Source organism: Quadrisphaera sp. DSM 44207, assembly GCF_900101335.1.
In the GTDB taxonomy this organism is placed as follows: Bacteria; Actinomycetota; Actinomycetes; order Actinomycetales; family Quadrisphaeraceae; genus DSM-44207.
Genome location: NZ_FNKA01000003.1, coordinates 39,952 through 65,870, shown reverse-complemented (window position 1 = coordinate 65,870; position 25,919 = coordinate 39,952). Strand labels below are relative to the sequence as shown.

Genomic DNA, 25,919 nt, shown 5'->3' with positions numbered 1-25,919 from the left:
GCCCCCACCGGCGCGCGACCAGCAGCAGGAGGGTGAAGGGCACGCCACCGAGCAGGACGGCCACCGGGCCCAGCAGCGACCGCGCGCCGAAGCGCCCCGCCCTCGCCATCCACCGGTCCGTCCCGGCGCCCTCTCCCATCGGCCCTCCTCAGCGCGCCCGCACCGACGCTGGAGGCCGGTGTCCGCGGCGAGCGAGGCCAGCGGGGCGGTCGTCACCGTCTCGACACGCGCCCGCGACCTCCGGGTCGCGAGCCGGCCGCCCGGCTGCTGCGCCGCTGCCGGCGGGTGCGTACGGTGCCTCCATGGCACGGTCGGTGCTGATCATCGAGGACGACGACCGCATCCGCCGCCTGGTGCGCATGACCCTCACGGGCGAGGGCTTCGAGGTCCACGAGGCCGCCTCCGGCGAGGAGGGCCTCGACGTGCTGGCGCGCACGGGCGCGGACGTCGTCCTGCTCGACCTCGTCCTGCCCGGCAAGGACGGCTTCGAGGTGTGTCGAGAGGTGCGGCGCACCAGCGACGCCCCCGTGATCATGGTGACGGCCCGGGGGGACAGCCACGACGTCGTGGCGGGCCTGGAGGCCGGCGCCGACGACTACGTCTCCAAGCCGTTCGTGCCCAAGGAGCTCTCCGCCCGCATCCGGGCCCTGCTGCGCCGCTCGAGCGGGGCCGCCTCCCGCCACCGCGTGCAGGTCGGCGACCTGGAGGTCCTCCCCGACGAGGGCGTGGTGCGGCGCGGCGGCGAGCCGGTGGCGCTGACCCGCACCGAGTTCCGCCTGCTGTGCGAGCTCGCCGCCGTGCCCGGCCGGGTGCTCAGCCGCGAGGAGCTGCTGGAGCGGGTGTGGGGCTACGGCTACTTCGGCGACGCGCGGCTGGTGGACGTCCACGTGCGGCGACTGCGCACCAAGGTCGAGGCGGACCCGAGCCACCCCACGGCGGTCACCACCGTGCGCGGCATGGGCTACCGCCTGGCCCCGTGACGGCGCCGCCCCTGACGGCGGCGTCCGCGGCGGGTGCCCGGCCCTCCGGCAGGCGGCGACCCTCCGCCAGGACGCGGTCCTTCCGGTGGCGGGGGCTGCGGGGCCGCGCGACGCTCGCCTTCGCGGCGCTGGCCCTGGTGCTCTCCGCGGTGACGGCGCTGGCCGTGTGGTCGACGGTGTCGAGCTACCTGCTGGTGCTGCGCGAGAAGGCCGTGGTGGCGCAGGCCGTCGCCAACGCCGACCAGCTGCAGCGCGGTCTCGCCACCCAGGGGCTGACCGCGCCGCAGCTGCTCTCCCAGCTGCCGCGGGAGACCGGGTCGACGTCCCTCGTGGTCACGGGCGGGGAGTGGTCCACCACCTCCCTGACCACCGGGCGCGAGGCGCTGCCGGAGGAGCTGCGCCGCGTCGTCGTCGCCGGGCAGCCCGCGGCCCAGCGGATCGAGGTCGACGGCCGCCCGCGCCTGGCCGTGGGGCTCCCGCTGGCGGGCGTCGACGCGGCCTACTTCGAGGTCTTCCCCCTCGACGAGCTCGACAGCACCTACCGCGTGCTGTCCGCCGTGCTCGCGGGCGCCGTGCTCGCGCTGCCGCTGGGCGCGCTGCTGCTGGGCCGCTGGGCCACCCGGCCCGCGCTGCGCCCGCTCGAGCGCGTCGCCGAGGCGGCCGCCGCCATCGCCGCCGGTGACCTGCGGGCCCGCATCGACCCCTGCGGCGACCCGGACCTCGAGCCCATCGCGGCGTCCTTCAACGAGACGGCGGCAGCGCTCGAGCGGCGCGTGCGCAGCGACGCGCGCTTCGCCGCCGACGTCAGCCACGAGCTGCGCAGCCCGCTGACGACGATGGTCACGGCCGCGGCGCTGCTCGACGGGCACCGCTCGTCCCTGCCCGAGGACGGCCAGGAGGCGCTCGACCTGCTGCGCGCGGACCTCGACCGCTTCACCCGGCTGGTGCAGGACCTGCTGGAGATCTCGCGCGCGGACGCCGGCAGCGCCGACGTCGTCCTGGAGGACGTGCACCTGCCCTCCCTCGTCGAGCACGCGCTGCCCGCGGGGCTGCGCGGCCGCCTCGTCGTGGCACCGGAGGCCGGGGCGCTCGTGGTGCGCGCCGACAAGCGCCGCCTCGAGCGCGTGGTCGCCAACCTCGTCGACAACGCCGAGCGCCACGGGGGCGGGCTGAGCGCCGTCCGCGTCGAGGCCGGGGACGGCGAGGCGCGGGTCTGCGTGGACGACGACGGCCCGGGCGTCGCCCCCGAGGAGCGCGAGCGCGTCCTCGAGCGCTTCGCGCGCGGGCGCGGCAGCGCCAGCACGAGCACGTGCGGGGCCGGGCTGGGCCTCTCCCTCGTCGCGCGCCACGTGCACCTGCTGCACGGGCGCCTGGAGGTGCGGGCCAGCCCATCGGCAGGGGCGCGGTTCGTCGTCGCCCTGCCCGCGCGGGAGGTGCGCCCGTGAGCGGACGCGGCCCCGTCGCCGCGGTGCTCGCTGCGCTGGCCTGCGCCGTCCTGGCCGCGGCGCTGGCCGGCTGCAGCGTGCGCCCGCAGGAGCACCCGGAGCCCGTCGAGGTCGGCGCGCCGTCGCGGACGGCGACGGCGCCGCCGAGCGGCAGCGCGGACGTCGCCGTGTTCTTCGTGCGCGGCTCCCGGCTGCACGAGGTCGCCCGTCCCGCGCCGGAGCGCTCCGCTCAGGCGGCGCTGGACCAGCTGGTCGTCGGCCCCTCGAGCGCCGAGGTCGTGGCGGGGACCCGCACCGCGCTGGTGCCGCAGCGCTTCGCCGCCGGCCCCGACCCGGAGCGCGACCCCGCCACCGTCGTCGTCGCCGCGACGGGCGACCTCGCCAGCGTCTCGGGAGGCGCGCAGCTGCTGGCCGTGGCCCAGCTGGTGTGGACGGTCACGGGTGCTCCCGGTGTGCAGCGGGTGCGGTTCACCATCGAGGGGGTGCCCGTGGAGGTGCCGACCGACACCGGGCTGAGCGGCGACCCGGTCGAGCGGTCGGACTACGCCTCCGTGGCACCGCCGGCGGCGCCGGACCCTGGCACGGGCACCGCCACGGGCACGGGCACGGGCACCACGGGCCCCGTCGCGGGTGCCGCCACGGACGCGCCCACGACCTCGACGAGACTGGCCCCGTGCTGGGGACCGGCTCTTCCGTGCTCGCGCTGAGCGCGCGCCTCCTCGCGTCCTCCGGGGTGGACCTCGAGGAGGCGCTGCGCCTGCCGCCGATCGAGCCGCGCCAGGTCGCCGTCGGCGCCGGCGTCGTCCTCGCCGGCTTCCTGCTCGCCCGGCTCGTGCGGTGGGCCGTGCGCGCGTGGCTGGCCCGGCGCCACACCGCCTCCTACGCCCGCGTCTTCGCCACCCTCGCGGGCTTCGCCGCAGCCGCCCTCGGCGTGGGAGCCGGGCTGACCGTCGCCTTCCCCAGCGTGCGCCCGGTCGACGTCCTCGGCGGCCTGGGCGTGGTGTCGGTCGCGGTCGGCATCGCCTTCCAGAACGTGCTGTCCAACCTCTTCGCGGGACTGCTCATCCTCGTGCGCGAGCCGTTCCGCGCCGGCGACCAGATCGCCGTCGACGAGGTGCGCGGCACGGTGGAGGAGGTGAACCTGCGCGAGACGGTCGTGCGCACCTTCGACGGCCGCCGTGTGCTGGTGCCGAACAGCACCGTGCACGGGGAGGTCGTCACGGTGCAGACCGGCTACGACAGCATCCGCACGTCCGTGGAGGTCGGCGTGGCCTACGGCACCGACCTCCCCCGGGCCCGCGCGGTGGCCCTGGCCGCGGTGCACGACCTGCCGGGCGTGGCCGAGGCCCCCGCCCCGCAGTGCCTGCTGTGCGAGCTGGGGGCCTCCTCGGTGGTCTTCGAGCTGCGCTTCTGGTCCGGAGCCCGGCAGCTGGAGGCCCTGGAGACCCGCGACCGGGTGATCGAGGCCGTCGTGGCCGCCTTCGAGCGCGAGGGCGTCGAGATGCCGCCCGAGACCAGGCTGCTGGACGCCTCCCCGCGCCTCGCCGCCGCCCTGGCCGGGCGCGACCCGCAGGACCCGCAGCGACCGGCGGCCGGGCGGGACGGGCGGGACGGGCGGACGGGGCCGGACGGCGGGCGGTGACCGGCGCCCGCGCGGGCCGGCACGGAGCCGGTGACACCGACGAGGGCGTCCTCCGGCTCCGGGACGTGCTCGGCGGCGAACTCGCGGGCGGCGCCGGTCTGCTGCGCGAACCCGGCGCCGGGGCGCACGAACAGGTAGGTGACCACTGTCGTCCCCGCGGAGGAGGAGGACGGGAACAGGCCGAGGGTGTTCGGCACCGGCAGGGCGCCCAGGATCGGGGTGAGGTCGCCGTACCCGCCCCGGGTGACGGCGACGCCGCGCACGCCTCGGCCTGAGCGTACGGCGAGAGGCCGTCGGGGTCGTGCTGCACGAGGAGGGTGCGCGAGCTCAGCGGGTACCCGAAGGCCTCGAACGCGGCGATCTCCGTGCGCACGCTCGCGTTGTCGGCGGAGACGGAGACCTCCACCTCGCCGCCGCCCGACTCCCCGCCGTCCGGCCGGACGCCTGGTCGTCCCCTGCCCGCACGCTCGCCTCCCGGGTGCTCGCGGCCAGCGTGCCCGCAGCCGCGCCGCTCCTCCAGCGGGACGGCGCCCGGTGCGGGGGGTCGTCACGAGATCTCCACCTGCGCCCGCGACCGTGACGCTCCGGCGTCGGTGCGGCGACGAGGTCGTGTCGGAAGCCCGGGCGGGCGCGTGCGCGGCGTCCGGGCCCGCCAGCCTGGAGGACCACCACCGACGAGGAGGCGACCGTGGACGTGATGGACCAGGTGCGCGTGGGCATGCGCGTGATCGACAGCACCGGCGCGGACGTCGGCACCGTCGACGACCTGAAGGCCGGCGACCCCGAGGCGCTCACCTCCGCAGGGCAGGAGGTGGACCCCGGCGGCGGCCTGCTGGAGGACGTGGCGCGGGCCTTCGGCAGCGGGCCCCGGGTGCACCCGCAGGCGGCCGAGCGGATGCTGCGCGTGGGGTACGTCCGCGTCGACCGCAGCGGCGTCCTCAGCGGTCACGGGTACGTCGAGGCGGACCGGATCCGCGCCGTGGAGGGCGACGCCGTGCACCTGTCCGTCCCCGCGGACCAGCTCCTCGACGGCTGAGCGCCGGCGGGGACCACCGGCGGGACCACCGGCGCGGGATGACGGGCGGCGCCGCGGCGGTTGCCGCCGGTGCCGTCCACGACCCAGGAGGTCCCGTGCCCGTCCTCGCCGTCACCGCCGCCACCGGCCGCCTCGGCCGCCTCGTCGTCCGGTCGCTGCTCGAGCGCGGCGTGCCGGCGGGCGACGTCGTCGCCCTCGCCCGCACCCCCTCGCGCGCCGGCGACCTCGCCGAGCTCGGCGTGCAGGTGCGCGAGGGCGACTACAGCCGTCCGCAGATCCTGCGCCCGGCGCTGGAGGGGGTGGCGAGCGTGCTGCTGGTCTCCGGGGACGAGGTCGGGCGGCGCGTCGCCCAGCACACCGCGGTCGTCGAGGCCGCACGGGACGCCGGCGTCGGGCGCGTCGCCTACACGAGCATCCTGCGCGCGGGCACGACGCAGAACCCGCTGGCGCCCGAGCACCGGGCCACCGAGGAGGTGCTGCGCGGCTCGGGGCTGGCGTGGACCCTGCTGCGCAACGGCTGGTACGCGGAGAACTACACCGACCGCCTCGCCCAGCACCTGGCGACCGGGGAGGTCGTCGGCGCCTCCGGGCAGGGGCGCGTCGCCGCGGCGACGCGGGCCGACTACGCCGCCGCGGCCGCTGCCGCGCTGGCGGGCGAGGGCCACGAGGGCGCCGTCTACGAGCTGGCCGGCAGCCCCTTCACGATGGCGGACCTGGCCGCGACGATCACGCAGGTGACCGGCACCCGGGTCCGCTACCGCGACGTGAGCCCCCACGACCTCGTCGCCGAGCTCGTGGGGGCGGGCCTGGACGAGGGCAGCGCGCGCTTCGTCGCCGCCCTGGAGGAGGCGACCGCCCGCGGCGACCTGGACGCGCCGGACACCGACCTGGTCTCCCTGCTCGGGCGGCCCAGCACGCCGCTGGCCGACGCCGTCCGGGCCGCCGCGCGCTGACGCGCACGGCCACGACACCCGGCGGACGGCGGACGGCGGCCGCCCACCCGGGTGCGCTCGGGGGCCGGACGCAGGACAGTGCCTGCGAGGACGCGGCCGCGCGCGAGCGGCCGCCCGAGCCGAGGAGGCACCGTGGAAGACCGCAGCTCCGGCAGCTCCGGCAGCTCCGGCGTCGCCGCCCGTAGCGCGGCACGGCTGCGCGAGCTGTGGGCCCAGGACCGCCCGGCCTTCGGGCTGTGGAACCACCTCGCCGACCCGGCCGTCGCCGAGCTGGTGGCCGCCGGGCCCTTCGACTACGTCTGCGTCGACCTGCAGCACGGCCTGGCCGCCCCGGGCCAGCTGCCGGGGCTGCTGCAGGCCATGCGGGCCGCCGGCCGCGCGCCGGTGGTGCGGGTGCCGTGGAACGAGCCGGCGGCGGTCATGCGCGCCCTCGACGCCGGGGCGGCCGCCGTGCTGGTGCCGATGGTCGACTCGGCCGAGGACGCCGCCCGCGCCGCCTCGGCCTGCCGGTTCCCGCCCGCCGGCAGCCGCAGCTGGGGCCCGATGTGGGCCGACGCGCTGCCCGGCGGCGCCCCGCCGCCCGCCGAGCACGACGCCGCCGTCCTCTGCCTCGTCATGGTCGAGACCCGCGCCGGCGTCGACGCGCTGGAGGAGATCGTGCGGGTGCCGGGCGTCGACGGCGTCTACGTCGGACCCAACGACCTGGCGCTCGGCTGCGGGCACGGGCGCGCCACCTACCGCGACTCCCCCGAGGTCGACCGGCTCGTCGCGCGGGTCGTCGACGCGTGCCGCGAGGCCGGCGTCGTCGCGGGCCTGCACTGCTCGGACGTCGAGATGGCGACGCACTGGGCCGGGCGCGGGGTGCGCATGCTCACCGCCGCGCAGGACACCGCGCTGCTGCGCGCGGCGGCCGAGCGGACCTGGCGGGAGCTGACCGGCGCGGCTGAGCGCGGCTGAGCGCCGCGGGCCCGGACGACGGCTGAGCGCCGCCGCTCAGAGCCACTTCTCGGTCAGGTGGTCGGCCACGATCCGGCGCACCGTGCCCGAGCGCGCGCGCAGCACGACCGACTCCGTGCGGATCGTGGACCCGCGCTCGCGCACGCCGTCGACCAGGCCGCCGTCCGTGACGCCCGTGGCCACGAAGAAGGTGTTGTCGGAGGCGACGAGGTCGTCGGCCTCGTAGACGCGGTCCATGTCCAGGCCGGCGTCGGTGCCGCGCTGGCGCTCGGCGTCGTCGCGGGGGGCCAGGCGGGTCTGGATCACCCCGCCGAGGGCCTTGACGGCGCAGGCCGTCACGACGCCCTCGGGGCTGCCGCCGATACCGACGCACATGTCGATGCGGCTGTCCTCGCGGGCGGCGTTGATGCCGCCGGCGACGTCCCCGTCGAGCAGCAGGCGGGTCCCGGCGCCCGCCTCGCGGATCTGCCGGACGAGGTCCTCGTGGCGGGGGCGGTCGAGGATGGCGACCTGCACCGCCTGCACCGGCTTGCCCTTGGCCTGCGCCAGGGCGCGGATGTTCTCGCCGATCGGCCGGCGGACGTCGACGACGCCGACGCCCTCCGGGCCGGTGACGAGCTTGTCCATGTAGAAGACGCTGGAGGCGTCGAGCATGGAGCCGCGGTCGGCGACCGCGATCACCGACAGCGCGTTCAGCCGGCCGGCGGCGGCCAGCGCGGTGCCGTCGACGGGGTCGACCGCGACGTCGCAGGCGGGCCCGCGGCCGTTGCCGACCCGTTCCCCGTTGTAGAGCATCGGCGCCTGGTCCTTCTCGCCCTCGCCGATGACGACCACGCCGTCGAAGTCCACGGTGCCGAGGAAGGCGCGCATGGCGTCCACCGCCGCGGCGTCGACGGCGTTCTTGTCGCCCCTGCCGATGAACGGGACGGCGCGGATGGCCGCCGCCTCGGTGGCGCGCACGAGGTCGAGCGCCAGGTTGCGGTCGGGGTGGTCCACCTGGGTGGGACGGGGGGTCTCCTGGGGCATCCGCTCGCCTCTCCTGCTGCGCCGGTGGTGGTCCGCCAGGTTCCCAGGAGCCGCGCGCCGGCGCACCCGGCGGCTGCTGCCGGGCTCAGGCGGCCTGGGCGATGCCGTGGGCCTGGACGCGCAGCCGGGCGCGCGCCATCCGCACCAGCAGCGGACCGGCCAGGCGCCACGCCCGACCCCGCACGAGCCAGCTGCGCCGCAGGTGCACCCGCGTGGTCTGCCCGCTCGGGTGCAGCACCAGCTGCAGGACGCCGTGGTCCGCGGTCCCGGCGGCGCTGCCGCTCCCGTGCTCGCGCCAGGCGATGGCGCGCCCGGGCTCGACCTGGACCACCGCCCGGGTCACCGCGCTCCCGTCCGGCCGGGTCCACTGCTCGAGGCCGTCGGCGGTGACCGTGACGGCCGTGGACGCGAAGTCCCACTGCGGCCGGCGCGACGGGTCGCTGACGAGCGCCCAGACGCGCTCGACCGGGGCGGGCACGAGCTGGGAGCAGGAGGCCTCCGCCCAGGCCGCGCCCGCCGGCGCCGGACCGCGCAGCGCTGCGTGGTCCTCCGCGGCGGCGCGGTCCTCTGTGACGGCGTCCTCCGCGGCGGCGCGGTCGTCCGCGACGGCGTCCGGTGCTGCACCGGGAGGGGCCTCGTCGCACCGCACCCGGTCGCTGAGCGCGTCGACGTCGACGCCGGCGTGCTCGAGCAGGACCTGGGCGCGCCGGTCCTCGTCGTCGAGCAGGACCCGCAGGAGCCCGCGGTCGTCACCGCGGAAGGGCGCGCTCTCCAGGAGGTACCGGGCCCGGCGGCCCAGGGGCACGGACGGCGCGGCGCGCCAGGTGGCGGCGCGCGCCCCGGGGCCACGCGGCTCGGCGGCCCCCGGGTCGGACGGGTCCTCCTCGGCCACCTCGGCCACGGCCCGCCGCAGCCCGCGCAGGTCGGCTCCGGTGCTGATCAGCGCCCGGGCGCTCGGCCCGCCCACGACGAGCAGGCCGAGCAGCAGGTGCTCCACGTCGACCTCGGGGTGGCCGAGGGCGACCGCCTCGGTCGCCGCCGCCATCCGGATGCGGTAGCCCTCCTGGGCCATGCTCCGCCCCGCGCGCCCGTGCCCGTGCCGGTGCCCGTGCTGGTGCCCCTGCTGGTGCCCCTGCTGGTGCCCGTGCTGGTGCCCGTGCTGGTGCCCGTGCTGGTGCTGGTGCTGGTGCATCGGTGCTCCTTCCCGCCGGCGTCGCCGGCATCCGTTGGTCCTCTGGTGCACCCGGGTGCTCCGGGCCCTGCTCCGCAGGAGGACGACGCGCCGTGCGGCTCCTCCCGAAGGCTGACGGACGTCCCCACCGACGACCGATGTCCGCGCAACGCGGGACGAACAGCATGGATCTCGTCGCCGACACCGCGTCGGCATCGAGGGAGGCCTCGTGTCCGCTCTCCTGCTGGTCCTCGGAGTCGTCCTCGGCGCCGTGGTGCTCGTGAGCGCGGGCGCCGGTCGCCTGGCGGCCGTGGGCCGGGCCGTCGAGCCCCCGCTCGTCGCCCCGCGCGGCACCCGCTTCGGCGAGGGCCCCCGCCGCGCTCAGCGCGCACGCTCGCGCACGGACCGGCCGTGACCGGCTCGCACGGCGAACGCGCCCCGGCGGTGCAGCAGCGCGGTCGCCGCGGGCAGCCACGCGCCCAGGACCTCCTCCGGGGCGGAGCCGGGCTCCCGGAGCAGCACCGGCGCGGAGGTCAGGACGGCGAGGAAGCGGCCGGTGCCGGGCACGTGGCGGCACGCCACGAGGACGGCGGCCACCGGGTCGCCGTGCGCGTCCGCCCACGCGAGCGCCAGCGGCCACCAGCGCGGGTCCGCCTCGGCCCACGCGGGCAGCCGGACGCCGTCCGCCCGGTCGCCGGTGAGCGAGGAGAAGCGGTCGCGGTCCACGACCGCGACGGTCGAGGGAGCCGCGGGTGGGGCGGCAGCGAGCCGGATGACCATGGTGACGACCCTGCCCCGGGCGCGCGGCACGGGCGTCCGCCGTCCGGGTGGTCCTGCGTCATCCGTGAGGATGATGCGGGGCCGGTGATCACCGAGGGGTGGAGGAGGAGCGCGTGCGCGCGGTCTGGTACGAGCGGCAGGGTCCGGCGGGGCAGGTGCTGCAGGTCGGCGAGCTGCCCGACCCGCAGCCCGGCCCGGGCGAGGTCCGGGTGCGGCTGCGCCTCTCCGGCGTCAACCCCGGCGACACCAAGAAGCGCCGCGGATGGCTGGGCTCGACGATGCCGTTCCCGCGCGTCGTCCCGCACAGCGACGGCGCGGGGGTCGTCGACGCCGTCGGCGAGGGCGTCGACCCGGGCAGGGTCGGCCGGCGGGTGTGGGTCCGGGGCGCCCAGTCCTACCGGCCGTCCGGCACCGCCGCGCAGGCCGCGGTCGTCCCCGACCGGCTGGCCGTCGACCTCCCGGACGGCGTGCCGGACGAGGTCGGGGCGTGCCTGGGCATCCCCGGCACCACCGCCCACCGGGCCGTGTTCGCCGACGGTCCCGTCACCGGCGCCACCGTCCTGGTGCACGGCGTCCTCGGCGGGGTCGGGGCGCTGGCCGCGCAGCTGGCGCACCGGGGCGGCGCGAGCGTGATCGGCACCGTGCGGCGCAGCGGCGACCTGGCGCGGGTGGGCGCCTCCGGCCTCGCGCACGTGCTCGCGCACGTGGTCGCGCTCGACGGGCCCGACCCGGCCGGCGCCGTCCGCGCGCACGCCCCGGGAGGGGTGGACCGGATCGTCGAGGTCGCGTTCTCCGACAACGTCGACCTCGACGCCGCCGTGGTGAGGAACGGGGCCGTCCTCGCCGCCTACGCCACCCGGGCCGAGCGCCCGGACCTCCCGTTCTGGCCGATGCTGTTCGACAACGTCACCATCCGCCTGCTCGGCAGCGACGACTTCCCGGCCGAGGCCGAGGACGAGGCGGCCGCGGATCTGACCGCCGCGGCCGCCGAGGGCGCCCTGTCGATCGCGATCGGCGATCCCCTGCCCCTCGAGCGCGCGGCGGAGGCCCACGACCGCGTCGACGCCGGCACCCGCGAGCGCGTCCTGCTCGCGATACCGGACTGACCCGGGACACCGGACCGACCCGGGACACGGACCGACCCGGGTCGGGCACCACCGCCGGCCCGGTCCGTCACGCGCCCCGCACCGCGATGACGTGCTTGCCGCGCACTCCACCGGCCTCGAGCCTGCGGTGGGCCTCCGCGACGTCGTCCATCGGGAAGACCGTGTCGAGCAGGGGGCGGATCGCGCCCGACTCGACGTACCGGGTCAGCTCGGCGATGCGCTCAGCGGACGGGTCGTTGCTGAAGGCCTGCACCCGTCCGCGGTGGGCGATCCCGCTCCAGGCCACGAACGCGGCGGACCTGACCGGGTGGTGCGGGTCCAGCGCCAGCGCCAGCATGCGGCCGTTGCGGGTGAGCGTGCGGCGGTAGGCGGCCAGGTCGGTGCCGACGGCGTCGAGGACGACGTCGAAGCGGCCGAGGTCCGCCGGCGCGGTCCTGCGGTGGTCCAGCACGGTGTCGGCGCCGAGCTCGGCGACCCAGTCCAGGTTCCGGGCGCCGGCGAGCGCGGTCACGTGCGCACCGAGGGCCTTGCCGAGCTGCACGGCGGTGCTGCCGAGGCCGCCGCTGGCGCCGCGGACGAGGAGGCGCTCGCCGCTGCGCAGCCGCGCCCGCTCCACCAAGGCGGTGATCGCGGTGGTGCCCACCGCCGGCAGCGCGGCGGCCGCGACGAGGTCCACGTCGCGCGGAGCCGGCCCGAGCCTGCGCTCGGGGACGACGACGTGCTCGGCGGTGCTGCCGAACGCGCCGTGCGGCAGGAGGCCCCACACCGCGTCCCCGACCCGTGCTCCCCGCACGCCGGCGCCCGCGGCGGCGACCCGGCCGGCGAAGTCGACGCCGACGCCCTGGGGCAGCCGCAGGCGCAGGAGCCGGCGGAGCCCGCCCGACCTGATCGCGAGCTCGCCGCCGCCCACGCTCGCCGCGTGTACCTCCACCAGCACCTCTCCCGCACCGGCCTGCGGGGGTGGCACCTCCTCGACGCGGAGGACCTCCGGAGGGCCGTACTGGTGGTACCGGACCGCGCGCACGAGAGCTCCTGACACCGACACCGGGCGGACACCGAAGCGGAGGGCCACCCCGGTTGATCCTCGGTACGATATGGAAGACCACCCCGGTTGTCGAGCGACGGAGGACGCCGTGCCCGGTGCCACCACGCCGCGGGCGCTGCGCGCGGACGCGCGGCGCAACCGCGAGCGGATCCTCGCCGCGGCCGAGGCGGCCTTCGCGCAGCACGGGGCCGAGGCCTCGCTGGAGGAGGTCGCGCGCCGGGCCGGCGTCGGTTCCGCCACGCTGCACCGGCACTTCCCCTCCCGGGTGGCCCTGCTGGAGGCGGTGTTCCACGACCGCGTCGAGGTGCTCTGCGCCCGAGCGCGCGAGCTGGCCCGCGACTGCGAGCCCGCGACGGCGCTCGCCGCCTGGCTCCGTGCCCTCGGCGCCCACGCCTCGGCCACGCGGGGCCTGGCCGCCTCCCTGCTGGACGGCGCCCGCGCCGCCGGTCCGGAGGAGCAGGGCGGCACCTGCCACGCGATGGTCAGCGACGCAGGCGGTCAGCTGCTGGAGGCGGCCCGCGCGGCGGGCGCCGTGCGCCCCGACGTCTCCCTCGACGACCTGCTCGCGCTCGTCAACGCCATCTCGCTGGTCGCCGAGCGCAGTGCTGACGAGGGCGCGGCGGTCCGCCTGCTGGACGTGGCGATCGACGGGATGCGCGCACGACCCGGCCGGTGACGACCGGTCCGAGCCGGCGCCGATCGGACCGGCGCCTCGTCGGCGGGGCGCCTGGACGCCTCCCCGCGCCCCTGGGAGCATCGGTGCACCACGAGGAGGTGCGACACCATGTCCGCGCAGGTGGTGCGCGCGCGCACCGAGGACGCCTCGCACGCCGAGGACCCCCGCGCCGAGGCGCTCGACCGCGCCGCCGCCGCGGCCGCCGGCTCCGGCCGGGCCGCCGAGGAGCTGCGGACGCTGCTGGGGCGCTACTACCGGCACGTCGCCGACGAGGACCTCACCGAGCGCGACCCGGTGGACGTCGCCGGGGCGTGCCTGAGCCACCGTCGCTCCGCCGCGCAGCGGCGGCCCGGCACGGCGCTGATGCGCGCGCTGACGCCGACGGTGGACGAGCACGGGTGGAGCACCGGCCACACCGTCGTCGAGGTCGTCACCGACGACATGCCCTTCCTCGTCGACTCCGTCACCGCCGAGCTCACGCGCCTGGAGCGGGCGATCCACCTCGTCGTCCACCCGACCTTCGTCGTCCGGCGCGACGCCGAGGGGCGGCTGCTCGAGGTGCTCGACGTCTCGACGTCCGACCTGCCGGCGGGCGGGCGCGACCCGTCGTGGCCGCAGGACGCGCTCGCCGAGTCGTGGATGCACGTCGAGGTCGACCGCGAGAGCGACGACGCGGACCTGCAGGCCATCACCCGCGGCGTCGAGCGGGTGCTGGACGACGTGCGGGCGGCGGTGGAGGACTGGGCGCCGATGCGCGCGGCCGCCCTGGCGGTGGCGGAGGAGATGGCGACGCGGCCGCCGTCCGGGCTGGAGGGCGAGGCCCGCGACGCCGAGCGCCTGCTGCGCTGGCTCGCGGACGAGAACTTCACCTTCCTCGGGCACCGCGAGTACGTGCTGGCCCAGGTCGGCGGCGAGGACGTGCTGCGCGTGGTGCCCGGCACGGGGCTGGGGATCCTGCGCGAGGCGCGCTCCCGGGCGCAGGACGAGGGCCCGGGGCGGGCGGACGGCGACGGGCGGGGCAGCGACAGCTTCGCGCGCCTGCCCCCGCGCGTGCGCGCCCGGGCCCGCGAGCGGCGGGTGCTCGTGCTGACCAAGGCGAACTCGCGCGCGACCGTGCACCGGCCCGCCTACCTCGACTACGTCGGCGTGAAGTCCTTCGACGCGCAGGGGCGGGTGGTCGGCGAGCGCCGCTTCCTGGGCCTGTTCGCGTCGGCGGCGTACACCGAGAGCGTGCGCCGGGTGCCGCTGCTGGACGCGAAGGTCGCCGCGGTGCTGGCGCGCTCGGGGTTCGCGGCGGGCTCGCACTCGGGCAAGGACCTGCTGACGGTGCTGGAGACCTACCCGCGCGACGAGCTGTTCCAGATGGGCGTGGAGGAGCTGCACGAGACGGCGGTGGCGGTGCTGCACCTGCAGGAGCGCCGCTGCACCCGCCTGTTCCTGCGCCGCGACGAGTACGGCCGGTTCGAGTCGGCGCTGGTCTTCCTCCCGCGCGACCGGTACACCACGCCGGTGCGCCTGCGGATGCAGGCCGTGCTGGAGGAGGCCTTCGGCGCCTCCTCGGTCGACTTCACCACGCGGGTGAGCGAGTCGGTGCTGGCGCGGGTCCACTTCGTGGTGCGCGTGCCCCCGGGGCGGGACCTGCCCGACGTCGACGCCGACGCCCTGCAGCGGCGGCTGGTGGAGGCCACGCGCACCTGGGACGAGGACCTCGCCGACGCGCTGCGCGCCGAGCTCGGCGAGGAGGAGGCCGCGCACCTGCGCCGCGCGTGGGGCCGGGCGTTCCCGGAGGCGTACAAGGAGGACTTCCCCGCCCAGGTGGCGGTGGCGGACCTGCGCCGCGTGCAGGCCGTGGCGGAGGAGGCAGCGGCCCTCGGCGACGAGGAGGACGTCGACCGGGTCGTGCGCACGCACCTGTACCAGCCGGTGGGCGCCGCGCCGGACGAGCGCCGGATCAAGCTGGTGCGCTGCCGGCCGCTGTCGCTCACGCGCGTGCTGCCGCTGCTGCGCAACCTCGGCGTCGAGGTCGTCGACGAGCGGCCGTACCACCTCGACGGCGGCGACGGCCGGCAGGCGTGGGTGTACGACTTCGGGCTGCGCCTGCCGCCCGGCGTCGAGGAGGGCGCCGGCGCGCTGTTCACCGAGGCCCTGATCGCGGCGTGGGACGGGCGCAGCGAGTCCGACGGCTTCGACCAGCTGGTGCTGCGCGCCGGCCTGTCCTGGCGCCAGGTGGTCGTGCTGCGCGCCTGCGCCCGCTACCTGCGCCAGGCGGGCTCGACGTTCTCCCACGAGTACCTCGAGCAGTGCCTCGTGGCGAACGCGCCCCTCGCGCGCGAGCTGGTGCGCCTGTTCGAGGCCCGCTTCGCGCCGCGGGGGACGACGTCCGGCGGGGAGGCCCTCGCCGCTCCCGGCGAGGTCGTCGACGCCCTCGCCGAGGAGCTGCGGGCGCGCCTGGACGACGTCGCCAGCCTCGACCACGACCGGATCCTGCGCTCGTTCCTGGCGCTGGTGCTGGCGGCGCTGCGCACCAACGCCTACCAGGTGGGCGCCGACGGGCGCCCGAAGGCGCACGTGGTGCTCAAGCTCGACCCCCGGCGCCTGCCCGACCTGCCCGAGCCGCGCCCGGCGTACGAGATCTGGGTGTACTCCCCGCGCGTGGAGGGCGTGCACCTGCGCTTCGGCGCCGTCGCGCGCGGCGGGCTGCGCTGGAGCGACCGGCGCGAGGACTTCCGCACGGAGGTGCTGGGGCTGGTCAGGGCGCAGACGGTGAAGAACGCCGTCATCGTGCCCACCGGCGCCAAGGGCGGCTTCGTCGCCAAGGCCCTGCCCGACCCCGCGGTCGACCGGGAGGCGTGGCTGGCCGAGGGGCTGCGCGCCTACCGCACCTTCGTGCACGGGCTGCTCGACGTCACCGACGACCTCGTCGTGGACCCGCAGGCGCCGGGGCGGCGGCGGGTGCAGCCGCCGCCGTCCGTCGTCCGCCACGACGGCGACGACCCCTACCTCGTCGTGGCCGCCGACAAGGGCACCGCGACGTTCTCCGACACCGCCAACGCCATCGCCGCCGAGCACGGCTTCTGGCTCGGCGACGCCTTCGCCTCCGGCGGCTCGGCCGGGTACGACCACAAGGCCATGGGCATCACCGCCCGCGGCGCGTGGGTCTCGGTGCGCCACCACTTCCGCGAGCTGGGCGTGGACCCCCGGACCACCGACATCACGGTGGCCGGGATCGGCGACATGAGCGGCGACGTGTTCGGCAACGGCATGCTGCTGAGCGAGCACGTGAGGCTCGTCGCGGCGTTCGACCACCGCCACGTGCTCCTCGATCCCGACCCCGACCCCGCGGCGTCCTTCGCCGAGCGGCGGCGGCTGTTCGCGCTGCCGCGCTCCTCCTGGGCCGACTACGACCCGGCGCTGATCAGCCAGGGCGGCGGGGTCTTCGAGCGCTCCGCGAAGTCGATCCCCCTCTCCGCCCAGGCGGTGCGGGCGCTCGGGCTGCCGGAGGGCACCACCCGCCTCCCGCCCGCCGAGGTCGTGCGCGCCGTCCTGGCCGCGCCCGTGGACCTGCTGTGGAACGGGGGCATCGGCACGTACGTGAAGGCCTCCACCGAGACGCACGCCGACGTCGGGGACCGGGCCAACGACGCCGTGCGCGTCGACGCGCCGCAGCTGCGCGCCCGCGTCGTCGGCGAGGGCGGCAACCTGGGCCTGACCCAGCGCGGGCGGGTCGAGGCGGCGCTGGCCGGGGTGCGCCTGAACACCGACGCGGTCGACAACTCCGCGGGCGTGGACTGCTCCGACCACGAGGTCAACATCAAGATCCTGCTCGCGGACGTCGTCGCCACCGGCGACCTGACGACCAAGCAGCGCGACCTGCTGCTGGCGGAGATGACGGACGACGTCGCGGCCGTGGTGCTGCGCGACAACGACGAGCAGAACGCGCTGCTGACCACCGCCCGCGCCCAGGCGCCCTCGATGCTGCCGGTGCACCGGCGGCTGGTGGCGGCGCTGGCGGCCCAGGGCGCGCTCGACCGCGAGCTGGAGGCGCTGCCGGACGACGCGGCCGTGGCCGACCGCGCCGCGCGGGGCCTGGGCCTGACCTCCCCCGAGCTCGCCGTGCTCATGGCGCACGTGAAGAACGCCCTCGCCGCGCACCTGCTGGCGACGTCCCTGCCGGACGACCCGGCGTTCGGCCACCTGCTGCGCGACTACTTCCCGCACCAGCTCGTGCAGCGCTACCCCGACCGCCTCGAGCACCACCAGCTGCGCCGGGAGATCGTCACCACCTGCCTCGTCAACGACCTCGTCAACCGCGCGGGGATCACCTTCGTGCACCGCGCGGTCGAGGAGACCGGCGCCAGCCCCGAGCACGTCGTGCGCGCCTACGCCGCCTGCCGCGACGTCGTGGACGCCGTCGGCTTCGCCGCCGAGGTCGCGGCCCTGGACGGCGCCGTGCCCACCGCCGTCCAGACCCGCCTGCGCCTGGAGCTGCGGCGGCTGCTGGACCGCGCCACGCGGTGGTTCGTGCAGAACCTCAAGGAGGACGTCGACGTCGAGGCGGAGGTGGCGCGGTTCCGCCCGATCGTGCAGCGGTGGTCCGGACGGGTCGGGGAGCTGCTCGTCGGCGCCGAGCGGGAGCGCTTCGAGCGGGCCGTCGCGCTCCTCGTCGACGAGGGCGTGCCGCGCGAGCTGGCCGAGCGCTGCGCGGGCCTGCTCGACGCGTTCTCCCTGCTCGACATCACGGAGGTGGCCGCGGCGGAGGGCCTCGACCCCGACGAGGTGGCGCCCGTGTACTTCTGCGTCTCCGAGCGCTACGGCGCCGACGCGCTGCTCTCGAGCATCAGCCGCCTGCCGCGCGACGACCGGTGGCAGGCGCTCGCGCGCGCGGCGCTGCGCGACGACCTGTACGCCGTGCTCGCCGGGCTGACCCGCGCGGTGCTCACCGGCACCGCCACCGGCACCGCCACCGGCACCGCCACCGGCACCGCCACCGGCACCGGCGACCCGGCGGAGCGGGTGGAGGCGTGGGAGCGGGGCAACGCCGGGCAGCTGGAGCGGGTGCGCACCACGCTGGCGGAGGTCCGGGGCCAGGAGCGCAGCGACCTGGCCCCGCTGTCGGTGGCGCTGCGCTCGCTGCGGTCCGTCGTGCGCTCCGGGTCGGCCTGAGCCGAGGGTCCGTGCGCGGCGGGTCGTGCCTCTGCGACGATGCGTCACCGCCCCACCGAGCAGCAGCACGAGGAGAGAGCGCATGGACGGCAACGGCACCGAGGTCGGCGTGGCTGCCGACATCGCCCGCTCGTGGCTGCTGGTCAACGCCCACCGGCGGGAGCTCTTCGACGCGGCGCGCGCCTCGCGGGCCGACCAGGTGATCCTCGACGTCGAGGACGCCGTCGACCCCAAGCACAAGGCGCAGGCGCGCGAGGGCGTGATCGAGTGGCTGAGCCGGGGCAACCGCGCTTGGGTGCGCATCAACGACCGCTCCACGCAGTTCTGGCACGACGACGTCTCCGAGCTCGCCGGCACCCCGGGGCTCGTCGGCGTCATGCTGGCCAAGACCGAGGCCGCCGAGCACGTCACGGAGACCTTCGACCGCCTCGGCGGCACCACGCCGGTGCTGGCGCTCATCGAGTCGGCCGTCGGCATCGAGGAGGCCGTGACCATCGCCCGGGCGCGCGGGGCCTTCCGCCTGGCCTTCGGCAGCGGTGACTACCGCCGGGACACCGGCACCAGCGCCGACGACCTGGCGATGGCGTACCCGCGCTCGCGCCTGGTGATCGCCAGCCGCATCGGCGGGCTGCCCGGGCCCATCGACGGCCCCACGGTCGGCACCAGCCACGCGGTGCTGCGCGAGCAGTCGGGCACCACGGTCGCCCTCGGCCTGACCGGCAAGCTGTGCCTGCAGGTCGAGCAGGTGCCCGTGGTCAACGAGGTGATCAGCCCGACCCCCTCGGACGTGTCGTGGGCGCGCGACTTCATCGCCGGCTTCGTCGCCGACGGCGAGGTCGTGCGCGACGGCAGCGACCTGCCCCGCCTGGCCCGCGCCCGCAAGATCGAGGACCTCGCGACGGCGTTCGGCGTCCGCCCCTCCAGCTGAGCACCGCTCCTGCGGACGGGGGCGTGGATCCTGCGGCGCAGGGGTATGGCCCCGGCGTCCCACCGGATCACCACCCGAGGAGGCCACCGTGCCCGCAGGCCAGGGCAAGAACATCCGCCGCGTCACGAGCGTCGACGTCGTGCGCAGCAAGCAGGGCGACAGCGGTTCCGGCGCGTACACCTTCGAGTTCACCCTCGACGACGGCGTGGAGGAGTACCTGCTGGCCGTGGACCAGAGCGAGGCGAGCACCATCGCCCGCCTGATCCAGAACAGCGGCTCCATGCAGTTCGACAAGAACACCGACGACCTGATCTTCGAGAACTACGGCGACTGACGCGGTCGCACCCGGTCCTGCCGGGGCGGGCCGGCGCGGACGTCGGCCCGCCCCGGCCCCGCATCCGGCAGTGGTCGCTCAGACCACCCAGGTGTCCTTGGCGCCCCCGCCCTGGGAGGCGTTGACGACCAGCTCCCCCGCCCCCAGGGCGACGCGGGTGAACCCGCCGGGCAGGACCACCACCCGCTCCCCGTCGCAGAAGGCGAAGGGCCGCAGGTCCACGTGGCGCGGCACGAGGGCGCCGTCCACCGCGGTCGGGTGCGTGGAGAGGGCGACGACCTCCTGGGCGATCCACTCCCCGGGCTCGGCGGCGACCGCCGCGCGGGCCCGCGCCAGCTGCTGCGCGCTCGCCCGCGGCCCGATGAGCACGCCGCGACCGCCGGAGCCGGAGCGGGGCTTGACCACCAGCTCGTGCAGGCGCGGCAGGGCCTGCACGAGCTGGCGCGGGTCGCCGAGGTCGTAGGCGGGCACCGAGCCCAGCAGCGGCTCCTCGCCGCAGAAGAAGCGCACGAGGTCCTCGACGTAGGGGTAGGTGCGCTTGTCGTCGGCGACGCCGCTGCCGAAGGCGTTGACGACCGCGAGCGAGCCGGCGCGCAGCGGGCCCAGCAGCAGCTGCCCGAGGGCGTTGAGGCGCCCGGCGTCGTCGTGCAGCCGCTCCTCGCTCGTGCGCCGCCACAGCACGTCGACGCGCCGGCCGTCGGGCAGCACCAGCGCACCGCCGCGCGGGCGCAGCTGCGCCGGGCGGACGGCGGGCACCCCGAGCAGCGCCGCGAGCGCGCCGACCTCCCACCGCACGCGTCCGGGCCCGTCGTCGTCGAGGACGGCCACCACCGGGTCGGGCACCGGCGTCGCGGCGCGCAGCACGCCCCAGGCGGCCGCGCGGGCGGCGGCGCGCACCGGGCGCGGCCCCGGCCGCACGCGCAGGCGCTCCCCCACGACCTCCCGCAGCGCCAGGGCGTAGGCGAGCATCGTCGGGGTGCGCACGTTGTCCTCCAGGACGACGAGGCGCCCGTCGGCCCCGCGCACGACGTCCGGGCCCGCCATCCCGACGAACACGCGCGGCGGCGGCAGGCCGGGGGCGTGGTAGCGGCTGGAGTCCACGACCTGCGCCGGGACCACCCCGGCGCGCACCGCCTCCCGGGCGCCGTGCGCGTCGGCCGCGAAGGCCTCCAGCGCCCGCACCCGCTGCGCGAGCCCGGACGCCAGGCGGTCCCACTCCGCGCCGTGGACCACCCGCGGCACCGGGTCGACCGGCAGGACGTCGTCCTCGCTCCCGATGCCGCGGTGCAGCCCGCGCCGCTCAGCGTCCCGGGCCACCTCGGCCGCGAGCGCGGCGAGGTCGTGGCGGCGGACGGCGGCCAGCGCGGCGGCGGCGTGCGGGCGCTCGCGCCCGTCGGGCGCCAGGGCCTCGTCCAGCGCCAGGGCCTCCTCGAGCGCCCCGCGGGCGGTCCTGTCGACGCTCCCCTCGAGCTTCGCGCCGGTGGTCGTGCCGGTGGTCGTGCCGGTGCTCACGCCGGTCACGCCGCGCGCGGCGGTGCGCCGCGGCGGGCGGCCCCGATCGCGGCGCGCGCGATCCAGCGGCCCTGCTCGGGGTCGGTGACGTCGAAGCCGAAGGGCGCGTTCGCCTCCAGCGCCAGCGCCCGGCCCGCGCCGTCCAGGAGCACGTCGACGCCCATCAGGCCGCCGCCGAGAGAGGCCACCATGCGCCGGGCGAGCGCGGCGAGCGGCTCCGGCGGCGGGTAGGTGCGCGCGTAGACCGTGCCGTGCGTGACGAGGGCGTCCTGCTCGCGGGACTTCTCGTAGGCCGGCGAGGTGTCCTCGGGCGTGGCGTACAGGCGCACGCACGCGGGGCGCTCGACCCACTCCTGCAGCAGCGCGGTCCCGCGCCGCTCGCCGCCGGCCGCCTCGTCCGCGCGCCAGGCCGCCACCGCCGAGCGGGCCTCGTCGAGGTCGTGCACGAGCTGCACGTGCCGGGCGCCGTCGCACAGCGACGGCTTGAGCACCACCGGCCGGCCGGGCGCGGGCCACTCGCGCACGCCGTCCAGGTCCCACGTGGCGGGCTGAGGCAGGCCCGCGGCGGCCCAGACCGCGTGCGTGACGAGCTTGTCGGAGGAGGCCACCAGGGAGGCGACGGGGTTGAGCAGCGGCACGCCGCACGCCTCGAGCACGGCCGCGACCCGCAGGGTGGGCGCGAGGGCGGCGACCTCCTCGACCAGCACGTGCGCGACCGCGAGGTCGTAGCGGCCCGGCTCCGGCCCGCGCGAGCCCCACGCGGCGGGGACGCGGGCGAGGCGCTCGACCTCGCACCCCTCGTCCTGCAGCGCGCGCGTCCACGCCTGCGCGTACCCGGTGCCCGCGTAGAAGTCCTCGTCAGTGATCACCAGGGCGACGCGCACAGCGCCGTCCTACCCGACGGGCGGCGCGGGCGCACACCGCCGCGCCGCGCCGCCGCTCCGACGGCGCAGCGCCGGTGCCCGGGCCGGGACGGCGCGGCCGGACAGGGCCATCGGCAGGGACCTGCCGGGCCGGGACGTCGTCCGACTGTTCGACACGCTGCGTGGCTTGACAGCGACGTAGAGTGAACGACGTGCTGACGCGGGGAGGGGTTGCAGTGGGGTCGAGCAGCGTGGCCGCCGTCCCCCGGACGCCCGACGCGGGCCGGCGCCTGCGCTCGCTGCTGTGGAGCACCTTCGAGTGCTGGGGGTGCGACGGGGAGCTGCTCGACGACGCCTGCCTCGTGCTCAGCGAGCTGGTCGGCAACGCCGTCCGGCACGCGGAGGGCGAGTCGGTGCAGGTGCGGCTGCGGCGCAGCGAGGGGGTCCTGCGCATCGCCGTGGCGGACGGCTCGATCGCCCCGCCGGCGCCCCGCGGCGCCCGCCTCGACGACGAGAGCGGCCGCGGCATGGTCATCGTCGAGGCGCTGAGCCTGCGGTGGGGCTGGGAGCCGAGCGCGGCGGGCAAGGTCGTGTGGGCCGATGTCCCCTGCTGAGACCGCGCAGGAGGCCGCGCGGGAGGAGGAGCGGCTGGCCGAGCTGCACCGGCTCGCCGATCCCGAGGCCGTGCAGAGCCAGGAGGTCCTCGACCTCGTGGCGGAGGCCGCCGCGGTCGCGGGCGTGCCGATGGCCACGCTCAACCTCCTCGACCGCGAGCGGCAGCACCAGTGCGCCACCACCGGCTTCGAGGGGGCGCCGTCGCCGCGCCGCGAGGCCATGTGCGACGTCACCCTGCGCTCCGGGGCGTTCGTGCACGCGGCCGACGCCCGCTCGGACCCCCGCTTCGCCGACAGCCCCTGGGTCGACGGGCGCCGCGGGGACGTGCGCTTCTACGCCTCGGCGCCCCTGGTGACCCGGCGCGGGCACACCGTGGGGACGCTGTGCGTCTTCGACACGGAGCCGCACGAGCTGTCCGCGGCGCAGGTCGAGCGGCTGCAGCAGCTCGCCGCGCAGCTGGTGGAGACCTTCGAGCGGGAGCGGGCCGGTCGCGGGCCGGGATGACGCCGGCGGCGCCCGCAGCCGGAGCGGCCGGCAGCCCTCACCCCTACCCCTCGCGCGCCGCCCTAGATACGGTCGGCGTCCCGGCACGACGACGACGAGGGGACGCATCGTGACGCTGCGAGGGTTCAGCACGCTCAACTACTGGGCGGACGACGTGAGCGCGGCCGTGGCCTGGTACGCGCGGCTGACGGGGGTGGAGCCGTACTTCACCCGGCCCGGGCCCAACGGGGGCCTGAACTACGCCAAGTTCCGCATCGGCGACTACCAGGCCGAGCTGGCCATCGCCAACCGCTCCTTCGCCCCCGCCGGCACAGGGGCCGGACCGGGCGGCGCGGTCATGCACTGGCACGTCGACGACGTGGAGGCCGTGCTGGAGCGGCTGATGTCGATGGGCGCTCGGGAGTACCAGCCCCTGACGCCGCACGGCATGATCCTCACCGCGGCCGTGGTCGACCCGTTCGGCAACCTGCTCGGCATCATCCACAACCCGCACTACCTCGCGGTCCTCGGCGAGCGCAGCGAGGCTCCGGCTCAGCAGGAGCCGGGCGCCGCGGGGGCCGGAGCGGCGGAGAACGGCGGCGCGCCGCAGGAGGCCGCCGTCCCCAGCCAGTCGACGAACGCGCCCGCGGGCAGCGGGCGGCTGATGACGTAGCCCTGCACGAGGTCGCAGCCGAGGTCGTCGAGCTGGCGCAGCGTCGGCTCGTCCTCGACGCCCTCGGCGACGACCTGCAGCCCCAGGGCGTGGCCGAGGTCGACCGCGGCCTTGACGACGGCGGTGGCGCGCGCGTCACCGGAGGCGCCGGCGAGCCCGTCCACGAAGGACTTGTCGATCTTGACCTCGTGGACGGGCAGCCGCTTGAGGTACCCCAGGGACGACTGACCGGTGCCGAAGTCGTCCACGGACAGCCGCACCCCGAGGGCGCGCAGGCCGTGCAGCACCTCCAGGGCGCGGTCGAGGTCGCCCATCACGGCGGTCTCGGTGATCTCCAGGGTCAGCGCCTCGGCGGGCACGCCGGCGCGCTCGAGGGCCCCGGCCACCGTCTTCACGATCGCGGTGTCGGCGAGGCTGCGCGTGGAGAGGTTGACGGCGACCGAGAGCAGCGCGCCGCGGGCGCGCCAGCGGGCGCACTGCGCGAGGGCCTCGTCGAGGACCACCGCCGTGAGCGGCTGGACGAGGTCGGAGTGCTCCGCGAGCGGGATGAAGCGGTCCGGGGAGAGCCGTCCGAGCGTGGGGTGCTCCCAGCGCACGAGCGCCTCGGCACCGTACGGGCGGGCGGTGCCGGGCGCGACCTTCGGCTGGTAGTGCACCTGCAGCTGGCGGTCGGCGATCGCGTCGCGCAGGTCGGCCAGCAGCGCGAGCCGGCGGGCGCTGTCGCCGGCGGAGGCCGCGTCCCAGGTGCGCAGGGGCTCGCGCCGGCTCTTGGCCTCGTAGACCGCGGTGTCGGCGTGCTGCAGCAGGGCCTCCGCGTCCTGCCCGTGGTCGGGGGCGACGGCCAGGCCGGCGCTGGCGCGCAGGTCGATGCCCAGGCCGTGCAGCGCCAGCGGGGCGGTGACGGCGCGCAGCACCTCGCGGGCCCACCGCTCGGCCCCGTCCGCGCCGTCGACCTCGGGCAGCAGGACGGCGAACTCGTCGTTGCCCAGCCGGGCCACGTGCCCCGGCCGCGGCTCGATCGCCCGCAGGCGGCGCCCGGTCTCGGCCAGCAGCTCGTCCCCGGTGCTCCGCCCGAGCGCGTCGTTGACCTCCTTGAAGCCGTCGAGGTCGAGGACGAGGACGGCGGCGCGCGGGCTGCGCCGCAGCGCCTCCTCCAGGGCGCGCAGGCAGTGCAGGCGGTTGGGCAGGCCGGTGGAGGGGTCGTGCAGGGCGCGGTGCTGCTGCGCGGCGGCCTCGGAGCGCAGCTGGTCGACCAGGCGCGAGTTCTGCAGCGAGATGCTGGCGTGGCTGGCCAGGGACGCGAACAGGCGCAGGTCCGCCTCGGTGAAGGTCGGCAGGTGCCGGGGCCGGTCGGTGACGACGAGCACCCCGACGACGTCGTCCGCGACGCCGACCGGCGCCGCCAGGCCGTCGCGGGCGCCGTCGTGCAGCTCCCCGGACCGGGTCGCGCGCACGGCCCGGCCCTCCAGCGCCGCCCGCCACCAGGCGGCGGGCGCGGCCTCGCCGCCCGCCAGCTCCTCGACGGCGTCCTCGCCGCTCAGGCGCAGGCGGCGGGCGATCCCGGCGGCGGTGCCCGTGGTGGCCCCGGTCGGTGCCGCGCCGAGGAGGACCAGCTCCGCGCCGTCCGCGGACAGCACGTCGCGGGCCTGGCGCAGGACGGACTCGACCACGGCGTCGGTCTCGACGGTGCGGCCGACGGTGCGGGTGAACCGGTACAGGGACTCCAGGCGCGCGTGCTGCTGGCCCTGCTCCGTGTAGCCGCGGTAGGCGAGCACCAGCACGGCCGCGATGACGAGCACCAGCACCAGCGCCGCCGGCGCGGTGCCGAGCAGGACCGCCACCAGCAGGCCCACGCTGGTGTTGGCGACGGCCAGGAACAGGCCGGAGCTGACGGCCTCGCGCAGGACCCCGTCGTCGTAGTCGCCGACCCTGAGGTAGATGACCAGGGTCAGGACGGTCGCGCTGACCAGGTCGGTCAGCACGGTCGTCGTCAGCGCGGCCGCGACGCCGCGCAGCCCCGCCGGGTCGGCGCCGGCCAGGGCGAGGTGGTACAGCGCCGCGGCGCACGTCGCCTCGACGACGATGAGGCTGGTGTTGACGAGCACCTTCAGGGGCGCCTGCCGGCGCTTGAGCACCACGAGGGTGGCGCCGGCGGCGCTGGCCAGGAGCAGCTCGAGCGGGGTGAGCACCACCAGCCCGAGGACCAGCGGCACCCCCACGAACGAGACCGACAGCGTCTCCCGCCGGGCCTGCACGTGGACGATGAGGAGCTCCGCCGCGGTGAAGAGCGGCACGAGGGCCCACCAGGGCAGCCCGGCGCGGCCGTCGGGCGCGGGCAGGCCGTGCAGCGGCCCCGCCTGCAGCAGCGCGGCACCGCCGAGCATCGCCGCGCACAGCGCCGCGATCGCGGCGGTGCGGCGACCGTCCGTCCTGAGCACTGCCCACCTCCCGTCCTCCCCCCGGGCATCGGCACCGGGCGGCGGCCGCTTGAGACGCCGAGAGGGGCGGGTGCAGGTGCACCCGCCCCTCTC

22 protein-coding genes and 1 pseudogene are annotated in these 25,919 nt (G+C 77.2%); 16 read left to right on the top strand and 7 right to left on the bottom strand.

Annotated elements, in window-relative coordinates:
- Nucleotides 1-302: 302 nt before the first annotated feature.
- The 7 genes from BLS82_RS10695 to BLS82_RS10665 all read left to right on the top strand — a co-directional run bounded on the left by BLS82_RS10695 (nucleotide 303) and on the right by BLS82_RS10665 (nucleotide 7,013).
- A complete protein-coding gene (locus BLS82_RS10695; protein WP_092865512.1) occupies nucleotides 303-980 on the top strand; it encodes a response regulator transcription factor in 678 nt (225 codons plus the stop codon).
- Complete coding sequence (locus tag BLS82_RS10690) at nucleotides 977-2,425, top strand: sensor histidine kinase (protein WP_092865509.1); 1,449 nt, start codon at nucleotides 977-979, stop codon at nucleotides 2,423-2,425. Before BLS82_RS10695 ends, BLS82_RS10690 begins: the two co-directional genes overlap by 4 nt.
- Entirely contained in the window at nucleotides 2,422-3,132 is a 711-nt protein-coding gene (locus tag BLS82_RS10685) for a GerMN domain-containing protein (protein ID WP_176819053.1), read from the top strand. The genes BLS82_RS10690 and BLS82_RS10685 overlap by 4 nt, the downstream gene beginning before the upstream one ends.
- Nucleotides 3,099-4,067, top strand: coding sequence for a mechanosensitive ion channel family protein (locus BLS82_RS10680; protein WP_143028817.1), 969 nt, complete (start codon nucleotides 3,099-3,101; stop codon nucleotides 4,065-4,067). Before BLS82_RS10685 ends, BLS82_RS10680 begins: the two co-directional genes overlap by 34 nt.
- Before the next feature lie 688 nt (nucleotides 4,068-4,755).
- Entirely contained in the window at nucleotides 4,756-5,103 is a 348-nt protein-coding gene (locus BLS82_RS10675) for a hypothetical protein (protein ID WP_092865500.1), read from the top strand.
- 95 nt (nucleotides 5,104-5,198) lie between these two features.
- Nucleotides 5,199-6,056 (top strand): SDR family oxidoreductase, encoded by an 858-nt coding sequence (locus tag BLS82_RS10670; RefSeq protein ID WP_092865497.1) that lies wholly within the window; start codon nucleotides 5,199-5,201, stop codon nucleotides 6,054-6,056.
- A 132-nt stretch (nucleotides 6,057-6,188) separates the two neighbouring features.
- Nucleotides 6,189-7,013, top strand: a complete 825-nt coding sequence (locus tag BLS82_RS10665) for an HpcH/HpaI aldolase family protein (RefSeq protein ID WP_176819052.1) — start codon at nucleotides 6,189-6,191, stop codon at nucleotides 7,011-7,013.
- Nucleotides 7,014-7,049: 36 nt separating this feature from the next.
- Here the strand turns inward: BLS82_RS10665 and glpX are convergent, their stop codons facing one another.
- Together glpX and BLS82_RS10655 are read right to left on the bottom strand one after the other, a co-directional pair.
- Complete coding sequence (glpX, locus tag BLS82_RS10660; RefSeq protein ID WP_092865491.1) at nucleotides 7,050-8,039, bottom strand: class II fructose-bisphosphatase; 990 nt, start codon at nucleotides 8,037-8,039, stop codon at nucleotides 7,050-7,052.
- An 85-nt stretch (nucleotides 8,040-8,124) separates the two neighbouring features.
- Nucleotides 8,125-9,231, bottom strand: coding sequence for an SRPBCC family protein (locus BLS82_RS10655; protein ID WP_176819051.1), 1,107 nt, complete (start codon nucleotides 9,229-9,231; stop codon nucleotides 8,125-8,127).
- A gap of 208 nt (nucleotides 9,232-9,439) precedes the next feature.
- Between BLS82_RS10655 and BLS82_RS10650 the strand changes: the two genes are divergently transcribed.
- Nucleotides 9,440-9,625 carry a hypothetical protein gene (locus tag BLS82_RS10650; RefSeq protein ID WP_092865485.1) on the top strand — a complete coding sequence of 62 codons (186 nt, stop codon included), beginning with the start codon at nucleotides 9,440-9,442 and terminating at the stop codon, nucleotides 9,623-9,625.
- Here the strand turns inward: BLS82_RS10650 and BLS82_RS10645 are convergent.
- Complete coding sequence (locus tag BLS82_RS10645) at nucleotides 9,592-9,936, bottom strand: hypothetical protein (protein ID WP_143028816.1); 345 nt, start codon at nucleotides 9,934-9,936, stop codon at nucleotides 9,592-9,594. The two genes, BLS82_RS10650 and BLS82_RS10645, sit on opposite strands and share 34 nt — an antisense overlap.
- Before the next feature lie 167 nt (nucleotides 9,937-10,103).
- Here BLS82_RS10645 and BLS82_RS10640 point away from each other — a divergent pair, with 167 nt between their 5' ends.
- On the top strand, nucleotides 10,104-11,096 hold the full coding sequence (locus tag BLS82_RS10640) for an NADPH:quinone reductase (protein WP_092866882.1): 993 nt from the start codon (nucleotides 10,104-10,106) through the stop codon (nucleotides 11,094-11,096).
- 67 nt (nucleotides 11,097-11,163) lie between these two features.
- On the opposite strand, the gene BLS82_RS10635 is transcribed toward BLS82_RS10640, so the two are convergent.
- A complete protein-coding gene (locus tag BLS82_RS10635; RefSeq protein WP_092865479.1) occupies nucleotides 11,164-12,120 on the bottom strand; it encodes an NAD(P)-dependent alcohol dehydrogenase in 957 nt (318 codons plus the stop codon).
- A 109-nt stretch (nucleotides 12,121-12,229) separates the two neighbouring features.
- On the opposite strand from BLS82_RS10635, the gene BLS82_RS10630 reads away from it, so the two are divergent.
- The 4 genes from BLS82_RS10630 (at nucleotide 12,230) to BLS82_RS10615 (ending at nucleotide 19,242) form a co-directional block, all read left to right on the top strand.
- A complete protein-coding gene (locus BLS82_RS10630; RefSeq protein ID WP_218123833.1) occupies nucleotides 12,230-12,817 on the top strand; it encodes a TetR/AcrR family transcriptional regulator in 588 nt (195 codons plus the stop codon).
- A 108-nt stretch (nucleotides 12,818-12,925) separates the two neighbouring features.
- Complete coding sequence (locus BLS82_RS10625; RefSeq protein WP_092865473.1) at nucleotides 12,926-17,980, top strand: NAD-glutamate dehydrogenase; 5,055 nt, start codon at nucleotides 12,926-12,928, stop codon at nucleotides 17,978-17,980.
- Between the two features lie 82 nt (nucleotides 17,981-18,062).
- Complete coding sequence (locus BLS82_RS10620; protein WP_092865470.1) at nucleotides 18,063-18,908, top strand: HpcH/HpaI aldolase/citrate lyase family protein; 846 nt, start codon at nucleotides 18,063-18,065, stop codon at nucleotides 18,906-18,908.
- A gap of 88 nt (nucleotides 18,909-18,996) precedes the next feature.
- Nucleotides 18,997-19,242, top strand: coding sequence for a hypothetical protein (locus BLS82_RS10615; protein WP_092865467.1), 246 nt, complete (start codon nucleotides 18,997-18,999; stop codon nucleotides 19,240-19,242).
- 78 nt (nucleotides 19,243-19,320) lie between these two features.
- On the opposite strand, the gene BLS82_RS15745 is transcribed toward BLS82_RS10615, so the two are convergent.
- The gene (locus BLS82_RS15745; RefSeq protein ID WP_176819050.1) at nucleotides 19,321-20,754 is read right to left on the bottom strand and encodes a circularly permuted type 2 ATP-grasp protein; all 1,434 of its coding nucleotides are present in this window, start codon (nucleotides 20,752-20,754) and stop codon (nucleotides 19,321-19,323) included.
- A gap of 5 nt (nucleotides 20,755-20,759) precedes the next feature.
- Nucleotides 20,760-21,638: an ATP-grasp domain-containing protein gene (locus BLS82_RS15740; RefSeq protein WP_176819049.1), complete on the bottom strand. Its 879-nt coding sequence runs from the start codon at nucleotides 21,636-21,638 to the stop codon at nucleotides 20,760-20,762.
- Nucleotides 21,639-21,868: 230 nt separating this feature from the next.
- On the opposite strand from BLS82_RS15740, the gene BLS82_RS10605 reads away from it, so the two are divergent.
- The 3 genes from BLS82_RS10605 (at nucleotide 21,869) to BLS82_RS16460 (ending at nucleotide 23,388) form a co-directional block, all read left to right on the top strand.
- Nucleotides 21,869-22,231 carry an ATP-binding protein gene (locus BLS82_RS10605; RefSeq protein ID WP_176819048.1) on the top strand — a complete coding sequence of 121 codons (363 nt, stop codon included), beginning with the start codon at nucleotides 21,869-21,871 and terminating at the stop codon, nucleotides 22,229-22,231.
- Nucleotides 22,218-22,736 (top strand): GAF domain-containing protein, encoded by a 519-nt coding sequence (locus BLS82_RS10600; protein ID WP_092865461.1) that lies wholly within the window; start codon nucleotides 22,218-22,220, stop codon nucleotides 22,734-22,736. Before BLS82_RS10605 ends, BLS82_RS10600 begins: the two co-directional genes overlap by 14 nt.
- A 109-nt stretch (nucleotides 22,737-22,845) precedes the next feature.
- A complete protein-coding gene (locus tag BLS82_RS16460) occupies nucleotides 22,846-23,388 on the top strand; it encodes a VOC family protein (protein ID WP_092865459.1) in 543 nt (180 codons plus the stop codon).
- Between the two features lie 41 nt (nucleotides 23,389-23,429).
- Here the strand turns inward: BLS82_RS16460 and BLS82_RS10590 are convergent.
- Nucleotides 23,430-25,772: pseudogene (locus BLS82_RS10590) on the bottom strand (putative bifunctional diguanylate cyclase/phosphodiesterase); the annotation flags it as partial.
- Nucleotides 25,773-25,919 lie beyond the last annotated feature (147 nt).